This is a genomic window from Sphingomonas sp. SUN019 (genome assembly GCF_024758705.1).
In the GTDB taxonomy this organism is placed as follows: Bacteria; Pseudomonadota; Alphaproteobacteria; order Sphingomonadales; family Sphingomonadaceae; genus Sphingomonas.
In genome coordinates, this window is record NZ_CP096971.1 from 2,532,358 (window position 1) to 2,555,338 (window position 22,981).

The window sequence follows — 22,981 nt, forward strand, 5'->3', positions numbered from 1 at the left end:
CTTAGCTATTCGCGAGGCGGCCTGGCTCGCCCCTCCCCTTCAGGGGAGGGGTTGGGGGTGGGGTCGTGCCTCAGGCACTGTCGCCCGTGGATAGACCCCACCCCAACCCCTCCCCTGAAGGGGAGGGGCTTTGCTACGCCGCGCGCGCCGTCCGCCACGCTGCGCCGATTTCCTCGAACGTATCGGCGACCGATCGGAACGGCGCGCCATCCTGGCCGAGGCTCGCGTCGATCACCTGCCGCCGTGCGCCTGCGTAGAGCCGCGCCAGCGTCGTCGATACGTCGCCGCCTTTCTCGAAATCCAGCCCCGCCTCCAGCGCGAACAGGATCGCGGTGGCGCGGGTGACGCGTTCGCTCTTGGTGGCGAATTGCTTTCGTTCGGCGGCCCAGGCGGCGACGCGCAGCGCCTGGATCAGTTCCTCGTACAGCAATTGCACCAGCGCCGGGCCGTCCGCATTCGCGGTGCGGCCGGCGAGGTCGATCTCGCGATACGTCTGGGCGGGGTTGCGCAACAGCGCGGACGCATACGCCACTTCAATTGTCCGAGTTGTTCCAGGCCTTGATCTGGTTTTCCAGGAAGGTCTGGGTGGATTTGTAGGCGGCGACCTTCGCGTTCATCGAGGCGAATTGCTGGGTCAGGCGATCGGACATGTTGGTCGATTGATCGGCGATCTTGTCCTTCTGTTCGGCCAGCTCGCTTTGCGCCGCGGTGAAGCGGACCGACGATGCGCCGAGGCCGTAGAGCGTGCTGGTGGCGTTCAGCTTCACCGAATTCAGCGCACCGATCAGGCCGTTTCCGTCCGAGGTGATGGCGAACATCGCCTCGATCGAGGCGGGGTTGTTCTTGATCGCGGCGACGAGCGTATCCGCATTGACGCTAAGCGTGCCGGTGCGGGTCGTGCCGACGCCGAGGTCGGCGAGCGTCTTCGGCGTGCCGTCCGCTGCGCCCGTCAGCAACGGCTTCAGCGTCAGCGCCTTCATCTGGCGCAGGAAATTCTGCGCGCCCGAATCGCCGCGCAGCACGCCGGTGATCGGATCGGTCTGTTCCTGGATGATCGCCATCACCTCGTTATAGGTGGCGACGAAATCATTCACGGCCGACGAGAGCGCGGCGGTGGGCGTGGTCGAGGAGAGCGAAACCGGCGTGGTGGAGACGCCCGATAGTTCGAGCTTCACGCCGTCGACCAGGTCGCTGATCGAGTTTGACGCGCGTTCGACCGCGACGCCGTCGACGACCAATTGGGCATTGCCCGACTGCGACGTGATCGCGAGTCCGCCGCCGGGGCCGACGTTGAACGCGGACAGCGTGCCGCCGGGGTCGCTGGTCGCCTGCAGCGTGAACGCTTGGGCGGTGCCGGTCGCGCCCTTCAGCGAGAGATAGGCGTCGCCGTTGGCGTCGGTGACGACGGAGGCGGTGACGCCCGCTTTCCTGGCGTTGATCGCGGCGGCCATGCCGGTCAGCGAATTGTTGGCGGACGTGATGTCGATCGTCATGGCGGCGCTGCTGCCGGCGGCGAGCGAGGCCATGCTGCCGTCGGGATTGTAGGTCGCGGTGCCGAGTTGCAGCGTGAAGGTGCCGGTGCCGATCGCGGCGTCCTTACTGGCGACCGGGGTGCGGCTAACCGCGGTCTGTGCGGTCGCGAGGCGGTCGACGCGGACGCTGGCGGTGAAGCCCGACAGTTTTGCGCCGCCGAGCGCGCTGACCGACAGCACGCCGGGCGCGGAGCTGACCGGTTGCGACGCGAGCGTGCCGCCCTTCGCGAGGTTTTCCAGCGCGGCGGCGAAATCGGTGATGGTGTTCTTCAGCGTCGAGACGCCCGAGATCTGCGAGGTCAGCTTTTCGGATCTGGCGGTGAGCGCGGCGTTCTTGGCCGCGAACTGCGCCTCGACCAGTCCCTTGACGAGCGAGTCGGTGTCGACGCCCGAGCCTGCGTCGAGCGAGGTCAGCAGCGACTGCGCCGCCGCGCTCGTCACGTTGGCGGTGGAGGTCGTGCTGGTGGTGCCGGTGGTCGTTACCATATCACTCTCTCAAACGGCCGCGGCCGGCGTTTCTTTACCCCTGATTCACACCATGTTCGTCGAAGCGTGCGGTTTTCGGCACGTCGATGATCGGGGCGGGCGCGGTGCCGCCCGCCGCGGCGTTCAGGCCGAAGACGAAAGCGAGTACGGTGGCGATCGCGAGGTAGAGGTCGTCGCGGACCTCCTGCCCTTCGCGGCTAGTGTAATAGACCGCGCGGGCGAGGGTGGGATATTCGAGGATCGGGACCGCCATCTCGCCCGCGGCTTCGCGAATGGCGAGCGCGGTCGCGCCGCGGCCCTTGGCGACGACGACGGGCACCTGGTCGCGTCCGCGATCGTAGCGGAGCGCCACCGCGAAATGTGTCGGGTTGGTGAGGACGACGTGCGCCTCGGCGACCGATTTGCGCATACCGCGGCTGAGGACGGCGCGCTGCTTCGCGCGGATGTGGCCCTTCAGTTCGGGATTGCCTTCGCTCTCCTTGTTCTCGTCCTTCACCTCCTGCTTCGTCATGCGGAGTTTCTTGAACAGCTGGAACAGCTGCATCGGTACGTCGAAGCCGGCGATCGCGACGAGGCCCAAAGCCATCACGATCAGGATATGCGTCAGCGTGCCGCCCAATGAATCGAGTGCGGCGGGGAGATCGGCGGAAGCGAGCGCGAGCGTCGCGCCCGACGCCTTCCACAGCAGCCATGTGCCGATCGAGCCGAGCAAGACGACCTTGAGGATCGATTTGCCGAGTTCGACCCAGCCGTTCATGCCGAAGATGCGTTTGAGGCCCGAGGCGGGGTTCACGCGATTGGTCTTGGGCGCGAGCAGCTTGGCGTTGAAGCGCAGCGAGCCGAGACCGGCCTGGCTGAGGATCGCCGCGCAGACGGTGATGGCGAACAAGGTGGCGAGGCTGGGGAGCAGACGCCATCCGGCCTCGGCGAGCGGACGCCACGGCTGGAAATCCTCGACATCTCCGCGGCCGAACTGGAAGCTGGCGGCCATCACGCCTTTGCACGCGGAGACCAAGGCGGGGCCGAAGAAGGCGAGCCAGCAGACGCCCGCGAGCACGACGAGCGCGGTCGCGAATTCGCGGGATTTGAGGACGTCGCCCTTGTCGGTCGCGTCCTTGCGACGCTTGGAGGTTGGGGCTTCTGTCTTTTCGCCGAATTCGTCCGCCATCAGCCGAGCACCAGGCTTTGCGTGGCGGCGAGCGTCTCACGGACGATGACGAGCATGTAGTCGCCCATCGCGGGGAAGGCGATCGCCAGGGCGATCACGCCGACCGCGAGGCTGGCGGGGAGGCCGATCGAGAAGAGGTTTAGCGCTGGGGCCGAGCGCGAGATCATGCCGACGATCAGGTTGAGGCAGAGCAGCAGGAACCCGACCGGCAGCGCGAGCAGCAGTCCGGCGAGGAAGGCGTAGCCGCCGAACAATGCGATGTCGCGAAGCTGCCCCGCGCTCATCCACGCGGCCCCCGGCGGGAGCGCGACGTAGCTTTTCAGGATCATGTCGACGAGGACGAGATGGCCGTCGAGCGACAGGAACAGCAAGGTCATCAGGATCGAGAGGAACTGGCCGATCGCGGGCGACGCGCGACCGCTGTTGGGGTCGATCATGTTGGCGAAGCCGAGGCCCATCGATCCGCCGATGATCTCACCCGCGATCAGCGGCGCGGCGAACGCGATCTGGAGGATGAAGCCCAATGCGAGGCCGACCAATGCTTCGGCGGCGATGGCGAGGAAGGTGGCGAACGCGAATACCTGCGGCGGCGGCATGATATTGTTGCTGCCCAGCACCAGCACGCCGATCGCCCCCGACAAGGTGACGCGGACGGGGAGCGGGACCGACACGTTGCCGAACACCGGCGCGGCGACGAACGCCGCGCCGACGCGGATCATCACGAACACCAGCGCCCAGATCTGGGGCTCGATCGAGAGGCCGAAGCCTAGCATGGCGAAGACCGCGAGAGCGCGCACGCTGCGCGCCACGCGGGCAAGCCCGGCCGGCGGGCGCTGAGCGCCCGACCGACGACCTGGGCTTCGCCCAGGTCGGCCTGTCCTGAGCGCCTGCCTTGGCAGGCAGTCGAAGGGCGGCTTTGCCGCGACGGGATTGTCGTAGCGGTGCAGCGCCGCGGCAAAGCCGCGTCGTCGAACCTCGGCGAGGCCGAGGTCGGCCGCGCTTGCGCAAGGCGCGCGGACGTGGCCGCGCCTGCGCGGCGCGTCACCGTACCAAGTCCGGGATGCGGCTGAATATGTCGACGGTGAAGTCGCTCAGCAGCCCCAGGATCAGCGCGCCGAACACCATGATCGATACCGCGACCACGACGAGCTTCGGAACGAACGACAGGGTCTGTTCCTGGATCGAGGTCGCGGCCTGGATCATGCCGAGGATCAGGCCGGAGACGAGCGCCGGGATCAGGATCGGCGCCGCGGCGAGCGCCAGCACCCACATCGTCTGATTGGCGACGGTCAGGAAATAATCGGCGTCGACGACGGGGTTCATTGGTTCTTTCTTTCTTTAGCCCCTCCCCTTCAGGGGAGGGGTTGGGGTGGGGTCGTTTCCACCAGCGCTTCGCTCGCGGAGAGACCCCACCCCCGGCCCCTCCCCTGAAGGGGAGGGGAGAAGTCAGGTTGCGAAACTGTTGGCCAAACTGCCCATGGTCAGCGCCCAGCCGTCGACGAGGACGAACAGCAGCAGCTTGAACGGGAGCGAGATGATGGTGGGCGACATCATCATCATGCCGAGCGACATGAGGACGGTCGCGACGACGAGGTCGATGACGATGAACGGCAGGAACACGAGGAAACCGATCTGGAACGCGGTCTTCAATTCGCTGGTGACGAAGGCGGGGAGGAGGACCGAATAGGGCACGTCCTTGGGCGATGTGTACGGCCCGGATTTCGCCATCTGCGCGAACATCGTCAGATCCTTCACGCGGGTCTGTTTGGTCATGAAGGCGTGGAGCGGCGCGCCCGCGGTCTTGATCATGTCGGTGCCGCCGATCTGCCCGGCCGAATAGGGCTGGATCGCGGTCGTGTTGATCTGGGTGATGACCGGGGCCATCACGAAGAACGACAGGAACAGCGACAGGCCGATCAGCACCTGGTTCGGCGGGGTCTGCTGCAGGCCCAGCGCCTGACGCAGGATCGCGAGTACGATGATGATCCGCGTGAAGCTGGTCATCATCAGGATGATTCCGGGCAGGATCGACAGCAGCCCCATGATGATGAGGACTTGCAAGCTGAGCGACAGCGAGCCGGAGCCGTTCTGGCCGCCGCCGAGTTGCCCCAGCGCGCGATCGACCGCGTCGCCTGCGCCGGGGACGGGCGGGACGGCGGCGGGGGCTACCTGCGCGAACGCGGGCATTGCGACAAAGAGCGCGACGATAAGGGCGAGCAGGACGAGAAGGAGCTTGCCCCCGCCGCCATGCGCGGGCGCTGCGACGTCATGACGATCCGCGATCAGCGCAGGGCCGTTGCCGGTGCGGGTGACGCTCACAGCGCGTCACTCTTGTCGATCAGCGCCACGCCGCCGCGCCCGACCGAGACGAGCAGGCGCTTGCCTTCGAAATCGATCACCGCGAGGCGCAGGCCGGGCGAGATCATCATCGTTTCCTTGACCGCGATCATGCGCGAGGTCGGCTTGCCCGGCATCCGGCTTTCCAGCCGCCGCCACAGATACAGGCAACCGATCATCAGCCCGCAGACGAGCGGGAGCAGGACGATGAGCTTGAGGATGTAGGACCACATCATGGGGGATCAGCCGCGCGCTGCTGCTGGTGCTTTGTCCGGATTGACCAGCTCGGTCATCCGTACCCCGAAACGGTCGCCGACGGTGACCACCTCGCCGCGGCCGATCAGCGTGCCGTTGACGAACACGTCGAGCAGTTCGTTGGCCTGACGGTCTAGTTCGATCACGCTCGATTCGCCGAGCGCGAGCAGTTCGCGCAGTGTCAGCTGGGTCGAGCCGATCTCTACGGTCAGCTTTACATCGACGTCCTGCAGTAGCCGGAAATTGGCCGCGACAGCACCATCGACCGGGAAAGCGCCGGTCATGTCGTTCATGGATTCAGTCCTTCGAGCGAGGCGAGTTTGGAAAGGCGGATCGCGGCGTGGCCGTTCGAAGTGCCGACGGTGCCGGTGCCGAGCCGGTCGCCGCCGACCATCACCGGAATGTCATCCCCGAAGCTGACCGGGATCACGTCACCGGGCTTCAGGTTCATCAGCACGGCGAGGCTGATAACGGGTTCGGCGAGCACCGAGCGGACCGGGAACTTCACGCCCATCGCGGCGCGGGTCAGCGCGGTGCGCCATGCGCCGTCCTGTTCGACCGCTTTCGCGACAACCTTGCCGGTCAGCGCGGTGCCGTGCGGTTTCAGCGCGGTGACGGGATAGACCAGATCGAGGAAGACGGGCTTCGCCGCGCCGCGTGCGATGCCGAAGCGCGTGACGATCATCGCGTCCTCGCCATCGATCGACTGCAGCATCGACGGGTTCGATTCGACGTGCCCGACCGAGAAGGCGACGCGCGCCAGCGGCTCCCAGGCGGTGGTCAGCGGGTCGGCGATCATCGCGCCCAGCCGCGTCACCATCGCCTCTGCCGCGGGAGAGAATTCGGTCGGCATGTCGTGCGGGGCGGCACCGTTGCCGCCGAAGAACAGGTCGAGCAGTTCGAGCACGAATTTCCCGTCGATCACGCAGAGCGCGGCGCGATCGTCCATGCCGAGCGGCAGCCAGGCGGTGAGCTTGTCGGGGCGTTCGGCGCGGTAGTCGGCGAAGCGCTGGACGACGAGCGGCTCGGCCCAGGCGCGGACCTCTTCGCGCACCAACGGTTCGAACACCGCGCGCAACCCCCGCGCGAGCCGCGCGGACAGATGCTGCAGCGTGTGCAGATCGCCGAACGGGTTGAGCTTCGCCACCCCGAGCCCGCCCGGCTGGACGAGATCGACGCGGCCGCGCTCACGCCGATCCGACGTGTCCGGGGTGGTGGCTGAAGCCGGGGTTGCGGGCGTGTTAACCATGCCCGATCACTGAACAACAAAATTGGTAAAGTAGACGTTACCAACGCCGCCAAAGCCTTCCTTTTCCTTCAGCGTTTCGTTGATCGCGACCGCTAGGCGCTTCTGCAGCGCCTTCTTGCCGTCGGAGGTGAAGACCTGATCCTCGGTCGTGTCGCCGAGCGCCATCAGGATCGCCGAGCGAATCGCGATGTCGTTGGTCTTGATGTTCTGGACGACGGTGTCGTCGTACGGCGTCGCGATGGCGACGCCGACCTGGATGTAATGCACCGAATCCTGCAGATTGGCGGTGAATTCCTTCTCCATGGCGTAGTAATTGGAGGCGTATTTCTCGCCGCCTTCGCCTTTGGGCGTGGGCTTGCCGTGGTCTTCGGCGGGCGCGGCTTCCTCGTGGCCGCCGCCCGACGCTTCGCCATCTTCGCCGGCGCGCTTCTGTTCGCTTTTCGGGACCAGTTTCGGCTTGTCCTCCTCCTCGGCGTGCACGCCGCCGCCGACCAAGCCGGAACCCGCGGCGTACAGGCCCGCGCCGACGCCGCCGCCGACCAGCACCAGCAGGCCCAGCGCGAGCACGATGATCTTGCCCATCTTGCCCTTTTTCTTCTTCGGCTCGGGCGTCGCCGTTTCGGTGTTGTCGCTCATAAGTCCCCCTCAGGTTCAGGCGATTCGGGTGTCTGTTGATTCGGTATCGTCGGTGCGCGCGCGGCGCTGCGCGGCGGCGGCCGGCGCGGCGGGCTGCTGACGCTGCTGCTGTTGGCTAGCGGTGTCCGCACCGCCCTGCGCGAGCTTCAGCCCGCGCGCTTCGGCGAGTTCGGCGAGTTTCGGCGCGGCGTCGGCCAGCAACTGGCGCGTTTCGGCATGTTGCGCGGTGAAGTGGACCGCGACGGTGTCGCCATCTCGCTTCAGCGAGACGTCGATCTTGCCGAGCGCATCGGGGATCAGGCGGATGCTAGTGTCGTTCGCGTTGGCGGCGTCGCGCAACGCGTCGATCCGCTCGATCATGCGCGCGGGCCATTGCTCCTGCCGCAAGTCGAGCGCGCCGTGCTGCGCGTCGGCGGTGGCGGCGACGGCGTGGGTCTTGATGTCGGATGCGGCGGCGAGGATCGCGGCCTCGGGCGATGCGGGCGCGCGATCGTCGCGCGCGGCGCGGTGGATGGCGTCGGCGAACACCAGCGCGGCGGGGGCGATGCGGGGCGTCGTCGGCGCCGGTGCGGTCTGGAGGGGCCGGACCTCTAGCGCGACGCCCGGTTCGCGGCGGCTGACCGGTTTGGGCAGGTCGCGCGCTTCACGTGGCGAAGTTGTGCCAGACGACTTGCCAAGCGACTGGGGTGTCGCCGCGGGGACGGGCGGCGCTTGCGGGAGAACCGCGGGAGCGATCATCGGTTCGCGTGGCGCGATCAGCGGCGGCGTCGAGGGCTTGTGCGCGATGGCGTCCGGGTTCGCTGTTGATACGACGGGCACGGCAGGCGTGGCGGGTGCGGCGACCGGGGTGTCGAGAATTGCCGACGGCAATTGCGGCGATACGGGCGGTGCGAGCGGTTTCGCGAGCGGCATGTCCTCGCTGCGGTGCTCGGTTAGCGGTTTCGATACCGGTGGTGCGAGCGGCGGGGTCAGCCAGGCGAGCGGGTTCGGCGTTTCGGTGGTGTCGACCGGCACATACTTGCCGATTTCCTTGCCGTCCGGGGCAGGTTCATGCCGCGGGTCGGCGGCATCGGCGATCGGCATGAGAAGGTCGAACGCGCCGATCGCCGGCGCGACGCCGGGTGGCCCGGCGGGCGCGGTGGGACTAGCCGTCGTGATGTTGAGCAGGGAGAGCGCCATCATGCGCCCCGATCAGCAAGGATCGTGCCGGATTTTCCTGACCGGTGGGGCGTCCTGCAATGCGCGGATCGCGCGGAGCGCGGCGTCGGCCTCGGCGCGGGCGAGGAGTTTCTCGACCGCGCTCTGATCGCGCTTAGCCGAGCGGGTCGCTTCGGCGGCGCGCGCGGCTTCGGCTTCGGCGGCGCGGACGCGGTTGGTGGCGCTTTCGGCCGAGCGGTGGAGGCGGTCGCGGTAATGCGCGGCGGCGGCGAGCGTCACCGCGCCATCGGCGCGGGGCGCTGGCGCGACCGCGGCGGCGAGCTGGGCGATGCGGTGCGAGAGTTGCGCTTCGCTGGCGGCGATGTCGCGGACGCGTAGTTCCTCGGCTTGTGCGAGGCCGAGTTGCAGCGAGCGGACGCGGTGAATGCGGGCGAGTTTTCTGGCGTCAGCCATCGCCGAACACGCCGGTCAATTCGGCGACCGAATCGGGCAACGAGACCTGCGCGTCGGCATCCTGTTTGACAAATTCCATGACCGCGGGATGATAGGCGATGGCGGCGTCGATGTCCGCGTCACTGCCGTGGCGATACGCGCCCATCAGGACGAGGTCGCGGTTCTCTTCATAGGTGGCGAGGTGGCGGCGCAGCACGCGCGCGGCCCTGATATGCGGAGCATCGGCGATGTCGGTCATCACGCGGCTGACCGATTTCGACACGTCGATCGCGGGGTAGACGCCGTGTTCGGCCAGCGCGCGGCTGAGCACGATATGCCCGTCGAGGATCGAGCGCGCCGAATCGACGACCGGGTCGTTGCCGTCGTCGCCGTCGGCCAGCACGGTGTAGATCGCGGTGATCGATCCGCCGGTGTTGACGTCGGTCCCGGCGCGCTCGATCAGGTTCGGCAGCATCGCGATGGCCGACGGCGGGTAGCCGCGCGCGCTGGCGGGTTCGCCGAGCGCCAGGCCGATCTCGCGCCCGGCGTGGGCGACGCGGGTGAGCGAATCCATGATGAGGAGGACGCTCTTGCCCTCGGCGCGGAAGCCTTCGGCGATGGCGGTGGCGCGCAGGGCGCCGCGGATGCGGAGCACGGGAGAATGGTTGGCGGGGACCGCGACGACGACCGAGCGTTTGCGCGCATCGCCCGCGACCTTGGTTTCGAGAAAGTCGGCGACTTCGCGGCTGCGTTCGCCGATCAGGCCGATGACGATGACGTCGGCTTGCGCGGCACGGACGATCATGCCGAGCAGCACCGATTTGCCGACGCCGGAACCCGCCATGATGCCGACGCGCTGGCCCTGGCCGATCGTGAGCAGGCCGTTGATCGCCCGCACGCCGACGTCGAGCGGTTCGAGCACGCGACCGCGATCGAGCGGGGATTGCAGCTTGCCGCCGAGCGGCCAGCGGCCTGCGCCGCGGATCGGGCCGAGCCCGTCGATCGGCTTGCCCGCGCCGTCGACGACGCGACCGAGCAGCGCCGCGCCGACTTCCGCTTCACCGGGAGGGCCGATCGGGCGCACCGGCATCTGCGGCAGGAGCGCGGCGGGTCCGCCGAGGTTCATCAGCAAGGTTCGACCGTTGCGGAAGCCGATCACCTCCGCTTCGACCCCGACCTGACGCGTGCCGACCTGGCAGACTGTGCCGACCGGCAGCGTCAGGCCGATCGCCTCCATCAGCAGGCCGTCGAACGAGGCGAGGCGGCCCGAAACCTTTGGCGTCGGGCGGAAATCGGCGTGGCCGAGCTGATCGAGATAGTCGGCGGTGAAGCGATTCAGCATGGGGTTGGTCCGGTCGCGTCCTTCGTCTTTGCGAGCGGAGCGAAGCAATCCAGCGTCCGCCACGCCGCCCTGGATTGCTTCGCTCCGCTCGCAAAGACGGGCGCAAGGGGATTTGGGGTCACGCCTTCGGCACCGCGACGCGGTCGATCGCGTGGGTCAGTTGTTCGAGCCAGAGGTCGGGGCCGTCCTCGACGATCGTCGACGCGGCTTCGAGCACGAAGCTGCCGCGCGCGACGGCTTCGTCGCCGACCGCGAAGATCGTCGAGGGCAGGCGGCCGTCGAGCAGCGCCACGTCGTCGGGATGGACGCGGAGCATGGCGGATTCAGTGGCGTCGGCGAGCAGGCTGGCGGCGGCTTCGATGCGGGCGGCGAGGATGTCGGCGGAGATGCCGATTTCGCCGACCAGCTTGCCGACGAGGAAGGTCACGGTCTGGCGCAATTTGCCCGCGATCGCATCGCGGTCGATGCGGTCGTCGGCGCGCAGCGCGGCGAGCAGGTCGTCGAGCAGCGCGCGGTCGCGCTCGACCGCCTTCGCCGCGCCTGCGTTGGCGGCGGCGAGACCTTCGGCATAGCCTGCGGCGCGGGCGGCTTCTACGGGATCGATGAACGGGGCTGCGTTCGCATCGAGCGGATCCCAGCCATCGGTCGGATTGCTGTCGCGGTCGGCGGGGTGAAAATGCTTTGGGGCGAGATCGGGTGCGGCGTCGCGGATGCGCGCCAGCAGATCGGCGGGCGCGAAGCCGATCGGGCGGTCGGCGAACGCGCGGCGCAGCGCGAAGGCGGCGTCGTCGTGGCGCGACGCCAGGCCGGGCGTGAAACTTCCCGGCATGGCAGGTGCTGCTTCGATGCGACCCTCAAACATAATCGTCTTCGCCCCCGCCCATCATGATCGTGCCGTCCTTGGCGAGATTGCGCGCGATCTGGATGATGACCTTTTGCGCTTCGAGCACTTCGGACAGTTTCATCGGTCCGCGGGCCTCCATCTCGTCGCGGATGCCGTCGGCAGCGCGCGCGGACATGCAGCCGAGGAAACGCGTCCGCGCCGCCTCGTCGATGCCCTTTAGGGCGCGCGTCAGGATGTCGCCGTCGATGTTGCGGATCAGCGTGCCGAGGTTCTTGTCGTCCATGTCGAGGAGGTTGTCGAAGACGAACATCGCCTCCTCGATCGCCTTGGCGGTTTCCTTGTCGAGCTTGAACAGCTTCGGCATCACACGCTGTTCGGTCGCTTTGCGCGCGCCCTGCAGGATCTTCGCCGCACCGCGCGTGCCGCCCAGCTGGACCTGCTGCTGCTGCCCCGCGCCGCCGGCGCGGTTGGCGAGCATGGTGCGCAAGGTTTCGACCGCTTCGGGCGTGATCGGCCCCAGTTTCGCGATGCGGTGGAGGATGTCGGGCTGCGCCGCGTCGGGCAGCAGTTCGAGCACCTGGCCACCGATCGCGGGATCGAGATTGGCGATCAGAACGGCGGCGATCTGCGGGTGTTCTTTTTCCAGCATGCCAGCGATTTCGGGCGCATCGAGCCAGTCGAGCAGGTCGATCTCGCACGCCGCCTCTGCAGGGGTGATGCGCGCGAGCACGCTGTCGGCCTTTTCGGTGCCGAGCGCGCGGTGCATCACCGCCGTGATCTTTGGCTTCGGGTCGAAATTGATGCCGGTCCGTTCGCGCGCCCGGCCGACGAAATCGTCGAGCACGTCGCCGACCTCGGTCTCGCTCACGTCGGCGACGTTGAACATCGCAGCACCAAGCTGACGCACTTCGTCGGGCTCCAGTTTCTGCAGGATCGCGGCGGCTTCTTCCTCACCGACGAGCATCATCAGCACCGCGGCGCGTTCGACGCCGGTGTAGCTGCGGATCGGCAGTTCAGCGCTCATCGGGCGTCGGCCTTGATCATGTCACGGACGGCCAGTGCAGCGCGCGCCGGATTGTCGCGGGTGAAGCCGCGGACCGCGCCGACGCGATCGTCGAAATTGCGCGCGCCGGCGAGCTGGTCGAGCCCGACCGGGGCGGCGACGGCGATTCCGTCCGCGCCGGTCGCGCCGGGTGCGGCGGCGCCGACCCCGAACGCGCCGGCTAGGCCGCCGATCGGTGCGACAGGCGTGTCGTCGCGGCGCTTCATCAGCGCCTTTGCGAGGGGGCGGATGCCGAGCATCAGGACGAGCATCGCGATAATGATGGCGGTCAGGTTGCGCGCCAGCATCGGCAGCCAGCTGTTGTCGTACCATGCCGGGCCGTCGTTGGCGGCGGCGGTGGTGCCGTCGGCGAATTTGCGGCTGATGACGGTTACGTTGTCGTTGCGCGCCTGGTCGAAGCCGACTGCGCTGCGCACGAGCTCGGTGATCTGGTTGACCTCCATCGCGGTGCGGCGGCCCTTTTCGGGATCGCGCAGCAGCACCGCGACCGACAGCCGCTTGATGCTGCCCGGCGCATTGCGCGTGACCGACACTTCCTTGCCGAGATCATAGGCGCGCTGGAACTGGTCCGACTGCTTCTGCGCGTCGCTGGTGGGCGCGCCCGGAGTCTGGCCGGGCGTCGCGCCCGATGCGCCGGTCGCGGCCTGCGGCTGCTGGATCGTGCTGGCAGGCGGGGGCGTGTTGCTGAGCGCGCCGGGGATGCCGCCCGGCGTTGAACCTGCCGCCGGATTGCCGGTCCATGCGCCGGTTTCGGCGCGCAGCGCGCCCTGCTTTTCGAAGCTTTCGCGCGTGGCGCTGGTTTCGTCGAGGTTGACGTCGGCCTGCACCTCGGCGGTGAAATTGCCCGCACCGACGAGCGGCGTCAGTAGCTGGATCAGCTGCTGGCGGTATTTGTCCTCCAGCTGGCGTTGGAAGCGGATGCGTTCCTCGTTGCCGCTGCCCGCATCCTGCCCCGATTTGGAGAGCAGTCCGCCCATCTGGTCGACGACGGTCACGCCCTCCGGCTTCATGCCCGGGACCGACGAGGCGACGAGATTGACGATCGAGCTAACCTGCGCGTCGCTGAGCGCACGGCCACCAGCAAGCTTTACGACGACCGACGCCGACGGTGCGGCATTGTCGCGCACGAACACGGTGGTTTCGGGCATGGCGAGATGGACCCGCGCCTCGACCACCGCATCGATCTCCTGGATCGAGCGCGCGAGTTCGGTTTCGCGCGCCTGGCGCAGGCGTTCGCCCTCTACCGCGCGGCTGACGCCCATCGGGAGCTGGTCGAGGATCGCATAGCCGCCGGGCGCGGCCTTTGGCAGGCCCTGGCCTGCGAGCAATAGGCGGGCACGGGAAAAATCCTCCTCCGCGACCGTCAGCGCGCCGGTGCCGTCATCGATCTTGCTGTCGATCGCCGCGGCGGTCAGCGCGGTGGTGACCGCGGCCTTGTCGCTGTCGGGCAGGCCGGTGAAGAGCGTCTTCTGCGGCGGCGCGGCGAGCGCGGACCACGCGAGCGCGGCGGCGCCGACAAGACCGACCATCAGGACGGCGGGACCGGCGCGGCGCACCGCGGGTTGCGCCAGCAGGCCTTCGACCTGTTTCAGCGGGTTGGCGAACCGTTCGGGGATGACCGGGTTCGACGGGGTGAGGGCGTTCGCCATATCAGACCGGCATGCTCATGATGTCCTTGTAGGCGGACAGGATCTTGTTGCGGACCTGCAGCGTGGCCTCGAAGCCGACCGAGGCTTCCTGCCGGGCGAGCATCACCTTGGCGATGTCGATCGTTTCGCCGCGTTCGTAGCTTTCCGACAACGCCGACGCCTTTTGCTGGACGGCGTTCACGTTTTTCAACGCGCCCTCCATCGTGTCGGCGAAGCTGGTCGGTTGCGTCGCCACGGGCGTGGCGCTGGCCGCGGTGTTGGCGCGGGCGAGCGCCTGGTTGCGTTCCAGGATCTGCGCACGCAGCGCCATCACCCGGTCGACCCCGCCGATTCCCCCAATTGCGCTCATGCCATCAGCCTCCGATCGTGCGGCTGGGCGATGTCTTCACCCTGCTCGCGCGCCTTCGCGAGACGGTAACGCAAGGTTCGTTCCGAAATGCCGAGGCGCTTGGCGGTTTCGATCCGGCTGCCGCCGCACGCCTTCATGGTTTCGCGGATCGCGGCGAATTCGCTGAACTGGACGACCTGACCGAGCGTCGCGGGACCGTCGTTGGCCGCGCGCGGGGTGGCGGGGCGATCGAAGACGATGTGATGCGCCTCGATCGTGTCGCCGCCGCAGAACAGCAAAGCGCGCTGGATGACGTTTTCCAGCTCGCGGACGTTGCCTGGCCAGTCGTGGTCGCAGAGCGTCGCGATCGCGTCATGCGATGGCCACGGCACGACAGCGCGCGTGCCAGCGTGGCGCAGGATCATCGTCGCGGCGAGCGCGGGGATGTCCTGCGGACGGTCAGCGAGCGGCTTGGTCGCGAGCGGGAACACCGACAGGCGGTAATAGAGATCGGCGCGGAAGCGGCCCTCGGCGACTTCGCTCTGAAGATCGCGGTTGGCGCAGGCGATGACGCGGACATCGATCGCTTGCGGATGCGTCGCGCCGATCGGCACGACCTCGCGCTCCTGCAGCACGCGGAGCAATTTGGCTTGCAGCGACAGCGGCATTTCGGCGATTTCGTCCAGCAATATCGTGCCGCCGTGCGCAGCGCGGAAGAAGCCTTCGCCGCCCGACGATGCGCCGGTGAACGAACCCTTCTGATGCCCGAACAGCATCGCCTCCAGCATGGTTTCGGGGAGCGCGGCGCAGTTGATCGCGATGAACGGCCCGTCCTTGCGCGCGGACGTGTTGTGGATCGTGCGGGCGAGGACTTCCTTGCCGGTGCCGGTGGGGCCGTTGATGAGGACGGTGATGTCGGCCTGCGCGACGCGTTCGGCGAGCGCGAGGAGCGCCAGGCTCTCGGGATCGGCGGCGGTCGGCATTTCCGGGCCGGCGATCAAGGCGCGGGCGAATGCGTTGCCGACCGCGGCGTCGGCGTGGCCGAAGGCGATCTGCGCGGGGGCGCCGTCGCGGTGCGGTGCGACGTGGCGGCCTCCGCCGCGAATCACCAGCGTGCGCGCCGGGACGGGCGAGGCCTCTCCCTCGGCGACGAGGTACGCGGTGTGCGGTTGCGGCCGGGCGCCGGGCTGATCGACCGTGAACCCCTGTGCGCGCAGCGACGAAACGAGCGCGATATGGGTGTTGGCGATGGCCGCGGATGGAACGATCGAGCGCATTTTTCCCCCTGTCTCTCGATGTTTCCAATGCACCGCCAATGGTTAACGAGGGGTATAAGCGGCAGCCGGGCGGCAATATTTTTCCGGGCGCGCGTGTGATCTCTATATGGGCGGGTCGCCGCCGCCCGGCCCGGCAACCGGCGGCGGCAGGGCTTTGCCGGGATGGCTGAAAATTCCGGCTAAAGCTTGCCGGTGCGCGGCCGTTTGGTGTGCTGACGGCTCGGCCATTCGCTCTCTGGGGGGCAGGCGGAACGTCCGAAGCAAACCGAAAGGGAATCACCATGAGCGTTATCGCAAGCAACACCTCGGCACTCCGCGCGTCGAACGCGTCGACCAGCGCATCGAAGATGCTGTCGGCGTCGATGGAGCGCCTGTCGACCGGCAAGCGCATCAATTCGGCCAAGGACGACGCCGCCGGCCTCGCCATCTCCACGTCGATGACCTCGCAGATCCGCGGCATGAACCAGGGCATCCGCAACGCCAACGACGGCATCAGCCTGGCGCAGACCGCCGAAGGCGCGCTGGACGAGGTCAGCAACATGCTGCAGCGGATGCGCGAGCTGTCGGTGCAGTCGTCGAACGGCACGTATTCGACCGGCGACGTCGCCAACATCGCCGCCGAGCAGGATGCGCTGGCTGCGCAGATCACCAGCGTCATCGCCAACACCGCGTTCAACGGCAAGAACCTGTTCGACGGATCGAACGCGACGGTCGATATCCAGGCTGGCGCGAACGCAACCGACGCGATCACGCTGACGCTGTCCGACCTCAGCACCGACACCGATCTGGCTGCGGTCGTGACCGGCGGCGCATCGGTAGCCGGTGCCGCGCTCACCGCCTATGATACGGCGATCGCCAAGGTGGCGACGACGCGGTCGGGCCTGGGCGCGGTGCAGAACCGCCTGGAGAGCGCAGTCAACAACCTGACCAGCAACGCGACGAACCTGTCGGACGCGCGCAGCCGGATCGAGGATGCGGACTTCTCCACCGAGACGACGAACCTCGCCAAGGCGCAGATCCTGAACCAGGCGTCGACCGCGATGTTAGCGCAGGCCAACCAGTCGCAGCAGGGCGTGCTCCGCCTGCTGCAGTAATCCGGCGGAGCCGGCGCCGCCCCCCAAGAGAGGGTGTCGGCTCCGACGTACCGCCCGGAGTATGGGCGTGAAGGGAACCCCGGCGGCAGCGATGGCGCCGGGGTTTTCTTGTTTCTGACGCGCTCACGCGCATGAGACGGCGCCAGCCCGCTCCCCCTCCCGGCCACCAACACGGTATCCTGATGGGTGGTCGGGAGGGGGAGCGGGTTGGCGCCGACTTACCCCAAAAGAAAATGCTTAAGGTCGTTCGCGGCCGGTCGTTTGCATGTTCGGTGTCCTGACCTTCGCTTTGGGGGCGGTGGGGGACGCAGGACTTGAGGAGATACGATCATGAGTGTTATCGGAAGCAACATTTCGTCGCTGCGCGCATCGAATGCGTCGGCGAAGGCGAACCAGATGCTGTCGACCGCGATGGAGCGCCTGTCGACCGGCAAGCGCATCAACAGCGCGAAGGACGATGCGGCCGGCCTGGCGATCGCCAGCTCGATGACGTCGCAGATCCGCGGGATGAACCAGGGCATCCGCAACGCCAACGACGGCATTTCGATGGCGCAGACCGCCGAAGGCGCGTTGGACGAAGTCGGCAACATGCTGCAGCGGATGCGCGAGCTGAAGGTCCAGTCGACCAACGGCACCTACTCGACCAGCGACGTCGCCAACATCACCGCCGAGCAGGACGCGCTGGCGGCGCAGATCACCAACGTCGTCGCCAACACGACGTTCAACGGCAAGAACCTGTTCGACGGCACGAACGCGACGGTTTCGATCCAGGCGGGCGCAAACGCCAGCGACGCGATCTCGCTGTCGTTGACCGATCTGACCGCAGATGCCGATCTGGCCGCGATCGTCACTGGTGGCGCTTCGGTGCCCGCCGCGACGCTGACGCAGTACGATACGGCGATCGCCAAGGTGGCGAACACGCGTGCGGGTCTCGGCGCGACGCAGAACCGCCTGGAGAGCGCGGTCAACAACCTGACCAGCAATTCGACGAACCTGTCGGATGCGCGTAGCCGGATCGAGGATGCGGACTTCTCGGCGGAAACGACCAATCTCGCCAAGGCGCAGATTCTGAGCCAGGCATCGACCGCGATGCTGGCGCAGGCCAACCAGTCGCAGCAGGGCGTGCTGAAGCTGCTCGGCTAAGAGCCCACGGCTTCGGCCCCGCCCCCAAAAATGGGGTCGGAGCCTGGAAAAAAGCCCCGGCGGTCACGCGGCCGCCGGGGTTTTTTTGCGCGCGTGACTTGCGGTTCGAAAGGTTCGGTTTCAACCCGCCGCGCGGGAACCCGAAAGCGTCGACAATTGCGTGCGGACGACGGCCAGATTGTGCTGCGCCAGATGGCTGCCGCGACCGGCGAAGCTGCCGGTCAGGTCGGGACGCTCGCCGATCTCCAGGCAGCGTTCCCACGCCGCGACCGCCAGCGGAAGCCAGCGCCCGATCGCGCCGGCCGGGTCGGCGATCGCCTGATCGAGCAGCGCTTCTCCGGCGACGAAGAAGAAGTCCGGCGATTGCGGCCAGCACGGCATCTCCGCCTCGATTAGCGCGAGCGCATCTTTGGTCTGGTTGGCCTGCCCGAGCGCCTGGAGCAGGCAGATGACCAGTTCGTGCCGCCACGGCGCGGCCGGGGCGGTCAGCGCGAGCGACCGGGCGTATTCGTCGCAGGCGCTGGAAACGTCGCCGCGGCGCGATGATTCCCGGCCCAGCTGGAACAGGATATACGCGTCGTCGGGGCGATCCTGCAGATCGGCGAGCAGCAGCAGGCGGTTGCGGTCGGGTTTGCGCGCCAGTTGCGCATCGCGGTATCCGTCATGCGCGATGTGCAGCGCCAGGCGTTCGCGCGGCAGCGACGACACGGCCTGTTCGTGGACGCGCCGTTCGTAACGGACGCCGCGCGGCAGCAGGCGGGTGATCCAGCTACGGTTCGCGGCGACCGAGGCGTCATCTCCCGGCACGTCATAGGCGCTGTCGATGCGGACGACGCCCAATCGCGCCGCGCCGTCGCACCATTCGCGCAGCAGATGGCCGCCGGCGTCGATCCGTTCGTCGGCGTCGATGACTAGGTTCCAGTCCGCGTCGGCGATGGCGAGCGCGTGGTTGCGGGCGGCCGAGAAATCGTCGCGCCACGCAAAATGATGGACCGCCGCGCCGCAGTCGCGCGCATGGGCGACCGTATCGTCCGTCGATCCGGTATCGACGACGATCATCCGGTCGACCCACGGACGAACGCTATCGAGGCAGCGGACGATTGCGCGTGCTTCGTCGCGCACGATCAGCACGGCGGCCAGGCTGGCGCGTGGGGCCGGTCCTGCTCGCGGTGATTCTTCGCCGATCGTCATCGTCGTCGCCTCGTCGGGTGCGGATCGATGGCGGTCCGCGATATGATCCAAGGGATCGGCGCGGCGTGGTTAAGGATCGATTAAAGGCGGCGCTATGCAAATGCTATGCGCAGGCTGATCCATCGCCCTCGAACCGCTATGTTTTCATCGCCTATTCGCGGCTCCTGACAAGTGGAGACCAGTGATGCGGACGGGTAACGATCGGATGTGGGCGCGGACATGAGCATCAGCCTTTCACTGTCGCCGAGTGCGGTCGTCCATCGTACGGCGCTGGCGACCGATTCCTTCGGGGCGGCGATCGATGCCGCGCTGCGGACGCTGCGCGATCGCGGCCGGCGTGCGATCCGTATCGTCGATCTCGACAGCCGGTCAGGCAAGCGCCTGATCCGCGTGGCGGAGCGGGCGCGGGCGCTCGGCTTCCTGTCGATCGAGGCGCGCGGATGCGCGCGGTCGCGGCTGGCGGCGCAGGCGGCGCGGCGCGCGGCGGCGCTGCACAAGGATCACGCGATCGGCTGGCATTTCGACGTGACCGCGGCCGAGCCTGCGCTGGCCGAGGAAGAGGACGGGGCCGACATCGTATTGGTGTCGGCGCGGACGTTGACGAACGCGAACGGGCATGGCGATCGTCTGGCGCGCGCGTTGTTCGACGTGGCCGATGACACGTTGGTCGTGACGACCCCGCCCGAGGCGGCGGCGCATACCGTCAATGTGCTGGCGGACGCGCTGCGCCACCCCGGTGCGCGTGGTGCGGCGCATCCGGATCGCCGCGCGATCCTGGTCGGGACCGACGCCGATGCGCGGTGACCTGCCGTGGCGCGCGACCGGCGCCGTGCTGTTCGCCGCGGCGTGCGGCGTGTCTCAACTGCCTTCGTCGGCCAGCGCATCCGGCGCGATCGGGACGGGGTTGTCGCTGCTGAGCTTTTGCCTGGCGATGGCGGGCGTGATGCTGCTGGTGAGCGGCCGGCACTGGCTCGACCGGATGGGCAGCACCGGCGCGATGCCGGTCGTGCGGACCCGCGCCCGGCGACGGATCAACGCCGCGTCATCGCTTTCTTCAGCTTCGCGTGCGCGGCGCTCTTGATCTGGCACACGCGCGCGGCGCCGACGCCCAGCACCTCGCCGATCTCCTCCAGGTTCAGTTCCTCGACGTGGTACAGCTGGATCACCATCGCCTCGCGTTCGGGGAGCGCGGCGATTGCGGCGATCAGGGTGTCGCGCACTTCGCTTTCGGCGAGCTGGTCGAAGGCGCTGGGTTCTTCGCTGGCGAACCACGGCTGGTCGTCGACATAGACCTCGTCGATCGATTCGAAGCGGACGGCTTCGGCGGTGACGTATTCGGCGCGTAATTTCACGACGGGCACCCCCAGATGATCGGCGATTTCGGCTTCGCTCGGCGCGCGGCCGTTTTGTGTGGTGAGCGTGCTGATGGCGCGCGCATATTCGCGGCGGCGGCGGATCGCGCCGCGGGTCATCGCGGCGTGGCGGCGAAGTTCGTCGATCATCGCGCCGCGTAGGCGGGTGACGAGATACTGTTTGAACGTCACTTGCCCGCGATCCTCGAACGCGGAGGCCGATTCGATCAGCGCGACGAGGCCGACCTGGACCAGATCCTCGACCTCCACCGCGGTCGAGACGCTGCCGTGGACATGCCACGCCAGCCGTCGGACCAGCGGCAGATGTTCGGCGACCAGCGCGTTATCCTGACGGCGCGGCGAGTAAGTGAGGGCGGCGCTCATGCTGGAAGCGCCTCTGGTGCGCCGATCACGGCGACGACCTCGACGGCCTTGTCCTCGGGGACTTCGAAGAAGCTCATGACGGGGGTATCCGGCAGGACGGAACGGACCAGCTTGCGGATCGCAACGCGGATCGCGGGCTGGACGACGAGCGCGAAGGGTTTGGCCTCCGCGATCAACGGTTGCGCGGCGCGCTGCAGCGCATCGACGATGCGGCGGCCGAGGTCGGGTTCGATGACATGGCGGCGCGACGGATCTGCGCGCATCGCCTGGCCGAGCAGGCCCTCGAGACCGCCCTCCAGCGTCATGACACGGAGCGGTTCGCGCATTGTGCACAGCTTGCCGATGATGAGCGGGCCGAGATCGGGGCGGATCAGTTCGACAATTTCGTCGGCGTCCTGGCTGCGTTGTGCGGCGACCGCGATCGAGGAGGCGATGCGGCGGAATTCCTTCAACGGCACGCCCTCGGCCAGCAATTGCTTCAGCACCGTGGTCAGCGTGGTGAGCGCGAGCGGTTGCGGGGTGAGCGAGGCGGCGAGCTGTGGGTTGCGCTCCTTCAGGCCGTCGAGCAGCGCCTGCACCTCGTCCGCGCCGAGCAAATCGGCGGCGTTCGCGCCGAGCGCGTGGTTCAGGTGCGTGGCGATGACGGTGCCCGAATCGACCACGAGGAAGCCGGCGCCGGTCGCGGCGTCGGCGTCGCCGGGTGCGATCCACGTCGCGTCGAGGCCGAAGGTCGGGTCTTTCGCTTTCTTGCCTTGCAGCTCGCCGAAGCCCTGTCCGGTGTCGAGCGCGAGCATTTCGTCGGCGGAGGCCTGATCCTCACCCACCACCACGCCGTTGACGAGGATGCGATAGGTGTAGGGCGCGAGGTTGATGTCGTCGCGGACGCGGCATTGCGGGACGACGAAACCGAGTTCCTTACTCAATTGCCGCCGCACGCCGGTGATGCGCGCCATCAGCGGGCTGCCCTTGCGTTCGTCGACCAGCCCGACGAGGCCGTAGCCGATGTCGAGGTTGACCTGCATCGTGTCGGTCACTTCGTCCCAGCCGATCTTGCTCTGGTCGAGCGGTTCGGCGGTGACGACTTCGACCGGCGCAGGGCGGGCGGCGATCTGGCGCAGCTTCCATGCAGCGAACCCGGCGAGTGCCGCGAACGACAGGATGACGAGATGCGGCATCCCCGGCATGATGCCGAGCAGCGCGAGGATGCCCGCGACCGGGGTCCAGGTGCGCGGGGAACCGAACTGCATCCCGATCTGTCCGGCGAGATCCTTTTCATGGGACACGCGGGTGACGATCGCGGCGGCGGCGATCGAGAGCATCAGCGACGGGAGCTGCGCGACAAGCGCGTCGCCGATCGCCAGCAGGGTGTAGCCCTTGGCCGCATCGCCGAGGCTCATGCCGTGGCTGACCGGGCCGAGGATCAGGCCGCCGATGACGTTCGCCGCCAGGATCAGGATCGCGGCGATCGCGTCGCCCTTCACGAACTTCGACGAACCGTCCATCGATCCGTAGAAATCGGCTTCGGTGGACACCTCGACCCGGCGCGCCTTGGCTTCGTCGGGGGTGATGAGACCGGCGTTGAGATCGGCGTCGATCGCCATCTGCTTGCCGGGCAGCGCGTCGAGCGTGAAGCGGGCGCTGACTTCGGAGACGCGGCCGGCGCCCTTCGTGACGACGATCAGGTTGATAATCATCAGGATCGCGAAGACGAAGATGCCGACGACGTAATCGCCGCCGATCAGGAAGGTGCCGAACGCTTCGATCACGTGCCCCGCGGCGGCCTCGCCCTCATGCCCGTGGACCAGCACGACGCGCGTCGAGGCGACGTTCAGCCCGAGGCGGAAAAGGGTGGCGAACAGCAGGACGGTCGGGAAGGCGGAGAAGTCGAGCGGTTTCCGGGCGTTCAGCGCGACCATCAATACCGCGAGGCTGATCGCGATGTTGGCGACGAAGAAGATGTCGAGCAGGAATGCCGGGATCGGAACGACCATGACCGCGATCAGCAGCAGGATCGCGAGCGGGAGTGCGGAACCGCGGAGGAAGGCGAGGGCTTTCATTGGA

25 protein-coding genes are annotated in these 22,981 nt (G+C 67.8%); 4 read left to right on the forward strand and 21 right to left on the reverse strand.

The genetic code is table 11. The annotated features are described in order from the left end of the window. Positions 1-133: 133 nt before the first annotated feature. The 18 genes from M0208_RS12080 to M0208_RS12170 form a co-directional block, all read right to left on the reverse strand. Positions 134-532 carry a flagellar protein FliS gene (locus tag M0208_RS12080; RefSeq protein ID WP_258891935.1) on the reverse strand — a complete coding sequence of 133 codons (399 nt, stop codon included), beginning with the start codon at positions 530-532 and terminating at the stop codon, positions 134-136. A gap of 1 nt (position 533) precedes the next feature. After that, positions 534-2,018, reverse strand: coding sequence for a flagellar filament capping protein FliD (fliD, locus tag M0208_RS12085; protein ID WP_258891936.1), 1,485 nt, complete (start codon positions 2,016-2,018; stop codon positions 534-536). A gap of 34 nt (positions 2,019-2,052) precedes the next feature. After that, positions 2,053-3,186, reverse strand: a complete 1,134-nt coding sequence (flhB, locus tag M0208_RS12090; protein ID WP_258891937.1) for a flagellar type III secretion system protein FlhB — start codon at positions 3,184-3,186, stop codon at positions 2,053-2,055. Continuing rightward, positions 3,186-3,959, reverse strand: coding sequence for a flagellar biosynthetic protein FliR (gene fliR / locus M0208_RS12095; RefSeq protein WP_258893240.1), 774 nt, complete (start codon positions 3,957-3,959; stop codon positions 3,186-3,188). Before fliR ends, flhB begins: the two co-directional genes overlap by 1 nt. Before the next feature lie 268 nt (positions 3,960-4,227). After that, complete coding sequence (fliQ, locus tag M0208_RS12100; RefSeq protein ID WP_258891938.1) at positions 4,228-4,509, reverse strand: flagellar biosynthesis protein FliQ; 282 nt, start codon at positions 4,507-4,509, stop codon at positions 4,228-4,230. Positions 4,510-4,632: 123 nt separating this feature from the next. Further along, on the reverse strand, positions 4,633-5,505 hold the full coding sequence (fliP, locus tag M0208_RS12105) for a flagellar type III secretion system pore protein FliP (protein ID WP_408988094.1): 873 nt from the start codon (positions 5,503-5,505) through the stop codon (positions 4,633-4,635). Beyond that, complete coding sequence (locus tag M0208_RS12110; RefSeq protein ID WP_258891939.1) at positions 5,502-5,759, reverse strand: flagellar biosynthetic protein FliO; 258 nt, start codon at positions 5,757-5,759, stop codon at positions 5,502-5,504. Before M0208_RS12110 ends, fliP begins: the two co-directional genes overlap by 4 nt. Before the next feature lie 6 nt (positions 5,760-5,765). After that, a complete protein-coding gene (fliN, locus tag M0208_RS12115; protein WP_258891940.1) occupies positions 5,766-6,071 on the reverse strand; it encodes a flagellar motor switch protein FliN in 306 nt (101 codons plus the stop codon). Beyond that, entirely contained in the window at positions 6,068-7,027 is a 960-nt protein-coding gene (locus tag M0208_RS12120; protein WP_258891941.1) for a flagellar motor switch protein FliM, read from the reverse strand. Before M0208_RS12120 ends, fliN begins: the two co-directional genes overlap by 4 nt. 6 nt (positions 7,028-7,033) lie before the next feature. Next, the gene (fliL, locus tag M0208_RS12125; protein WP_258891942.1) at positions 7,034-7,663 is read right to left on the reverse strand and encodes a flagellar basal body-associated protein FliL; all 630 of its coding nucleotides are present in this window, start codon (positions 7,661-7,663) and stop codon (positions 7,034-7,036) included. A 15-nt stretch (positions 7,664-7,678) separates the two neighbouring features. Next, positions 7,679-8,845, reverse strand: coding sequence for a flagellar hook-length control protein FliK (locus tag M0208_RS18500; protein ID WP_309547006.1), 1,167 nt, complete (start codon positions 8,843-8,845; stop codon positions 7,679-7,681). Between the two features lie 9 nt (positions 8,846-8,854). After that, positions 8,855-9,274 carry a hypothetical protein gene (locus tag M0208_RS12140; protein WP_258891943.1) on the reverse strand — a complete coding sequence of 140 codons (420 nt, stop codon included), beginning with the start codon at positions 9,272-9,274 and terminating at the stop codon, positions 8,855-8,857. Beyond that, positions 9,267-10,595, reverse strand: a complete 1,329-nt coding sequence (locus M0208_RS12145) for a FliI/YscN family ATPase (RefSeq protein ID WP_258891944.1) — start codon at positions 10,593-10,595, stop codon at positions 9,267-9,269. The genes M0208_RS12140 and M0208_RS12145 overlap by 8 nt, the downstream gene beginning before the upstream one ends. Positions 10,596-10,713: 118 nt before the next feature. After that, positions 10,714-11,424, reverse strand: coding sequence for a flagellar assembly protein FliH (locus tag M0208_RS12150; protein ID WP_258891945.1), 711 nt, complete (start codon positions 11,422-11,424; stop codon positions 10,714-10,716). Positions 11,425-11,449: 25 nt separating this feature from the next. Then, positions 11,450-12,463 (reverse strand): flagellar motor switch protein FliG, encoded by a 1,014-nt coding sequence (fliG, locus tag M0208_RS12155; protein WP_258891946.1) that lies wholly within the window; start codon positions 12,461-12,463, stop codon positions 11,450-11,452. After that, on the reverse strand, positions 12,460-14,151 hold the full coding sequence (fliF, locus tag M0208_RS12160) for a flagellar basal-body MS-ring/collar protein FliF (RefSeq protein ID WP_258891947.1): 1,692 nt from the start codon (positions 14,149-14,151) through the stop codon (positions 12,460-12,462). Before fliF ends, fliG begins: the two co-directional genes overlap by 4 nt. A 1-nt stretch (position 14,152) precedes the next feature. Then, positions 14,153-14,500: a flagellar hook-basal body complex protein FliE gene (gene fliE, locus M0208_RS12165; RefSeq protein WP_258891948.1), complete on the reverse strand. Its 348-nt coding sequence runs from the start codon at positions 14,498-14,500 to the stop codon at positions 14,153-14,155. Continuing rightward, positions 14,497-15,756 carry a sigma-54-dependent Fis family transcriptional regulator gene (locus tag M0208_RS12170; protein ID WP_258891949.1) on the reverse strand — a complete coding sequence of 420 codons (1,260 nt, stop codon included), beginning with the start codon at positions 15,754-15,756 and terminating at the stop codon, positions 14,497-14,499. The genes fliE and M0208_RS12170 overlap by 4 nt, the downstream gene beginning before the upstream one ends. A 281-nt stretch (positions 15,757-16,037) precedes the next feature. Here M0208_RS12170 and M0208_RS12175 point away from each other — a divergent pair, with 281 nt between their 5' ends. Both M0208_RS12175 and M0208_RS12180 read left to right on the forward strand, forming a co-directional pair. Continuing rightward, positions 16,038-16,850: a flagellin gene (locus M0208_RS12175; protein WP_258891950.1), complete on the forward strand. Its 813-nt coding sequence runs from the start codon at positions 16,038-16,040 to the stop codon at positions 16,848-16,850. A 330-nt stretch (positions 16,851-17,180) separates the two neighbouring features. After that, positions 17,181-17,993 (forward strand): flagellin, encoded by an 813-nt coding sequence (locus tag M0208_RS12180; RefSeq protein ID WP_258891951.1) that lies wholly within the window; start codon positions 17,181-17,183, stop codon positions 17,991-17,993. 120 nt (positions 17,994-18,113) lie between these two features. Here the strand turns inward: M0208_RS12180 and M0208_RS12185 are convergent, their stop codons facing one another. After that, positions 18,114-19,184 carry a glycosyltransferase gene (locus M0208_RS12185; protein ID WP_258891952.1) on the reverse strand — a complete coding sequence of 357 codons (1,071 nt, stop codon included), beginning with the start codon at positions 19,182-19,184 and terminating at the stop codon, positions 18,114-18,116. Between the two features lie 219 nt (positions 19,185-19,403). Here M0208_RS12185 and M0208_RS12190 point away from each other — a divergent pair, with 219 nt between their 5' ends. Both M0208_RS12190 and M0208_RS12195 read left to right on the forward strand, forming a co-directional pair. Next, positions 19,404-19,988 (forward strand): hypothetical protein, encoded by a 585-nt coding sequence (locus M0208_RS12190; protein ID WP_258891953.1) that lies wholly within the window; start codon positions 19,404-19,406, stop codon positions 19,986-19,988. Beyond that, positions 19,978-20,265 carry a hypothetical protein gene (locus M0208_RS12195; protein WP_258891954.1) on the forward strand — a complete coding sequence of 96 codons (288 nt, stop codon included), beginning with the start codon at positions 19,978-19,980 and terminating at the stop codon, positions 20,263-20,265. Before M0208_RS12190 ends, M0208_RS12195 begins: the two co-directional genes overlap by 11 nt. On the opposite strand, the gene M0208_RS12200 is transcribed toward M0208_RS12195, so the two are convergent. Then, entirely contained in the window at positions 20,216-20,920 is a 705-nt protein-coding gene (locus M0208_RS12200) for a sigma-70 family RNA polymerase sigma factor (RefSeq protein ID WP_258891955.1), read from the reverse strand. The two genes, M0208_RS12195 and M0208_RS12200, sit on opposite strands and share 50 nt — an antisense overlap. Continuing rightward, the gene (gene flhA / locus M0208_RS12205; protein ID WP_258891956.1) at positions 20,917-22,977 is read right to left on the reverse strand and encodes a flagellar biosynthesis protein FlhA; all 2,061 of its coding nucleotides are present in this window, start codon (positions 22,975-22,977) and stop codon (positions 20,917-20,919) included. Before flhA ends, M0208_RS12200 begins: the two co-directional genes overlap by 4 nt. Between the last annotated feature and the right edge of the window lie 4 nt (positions 22,978-22,981).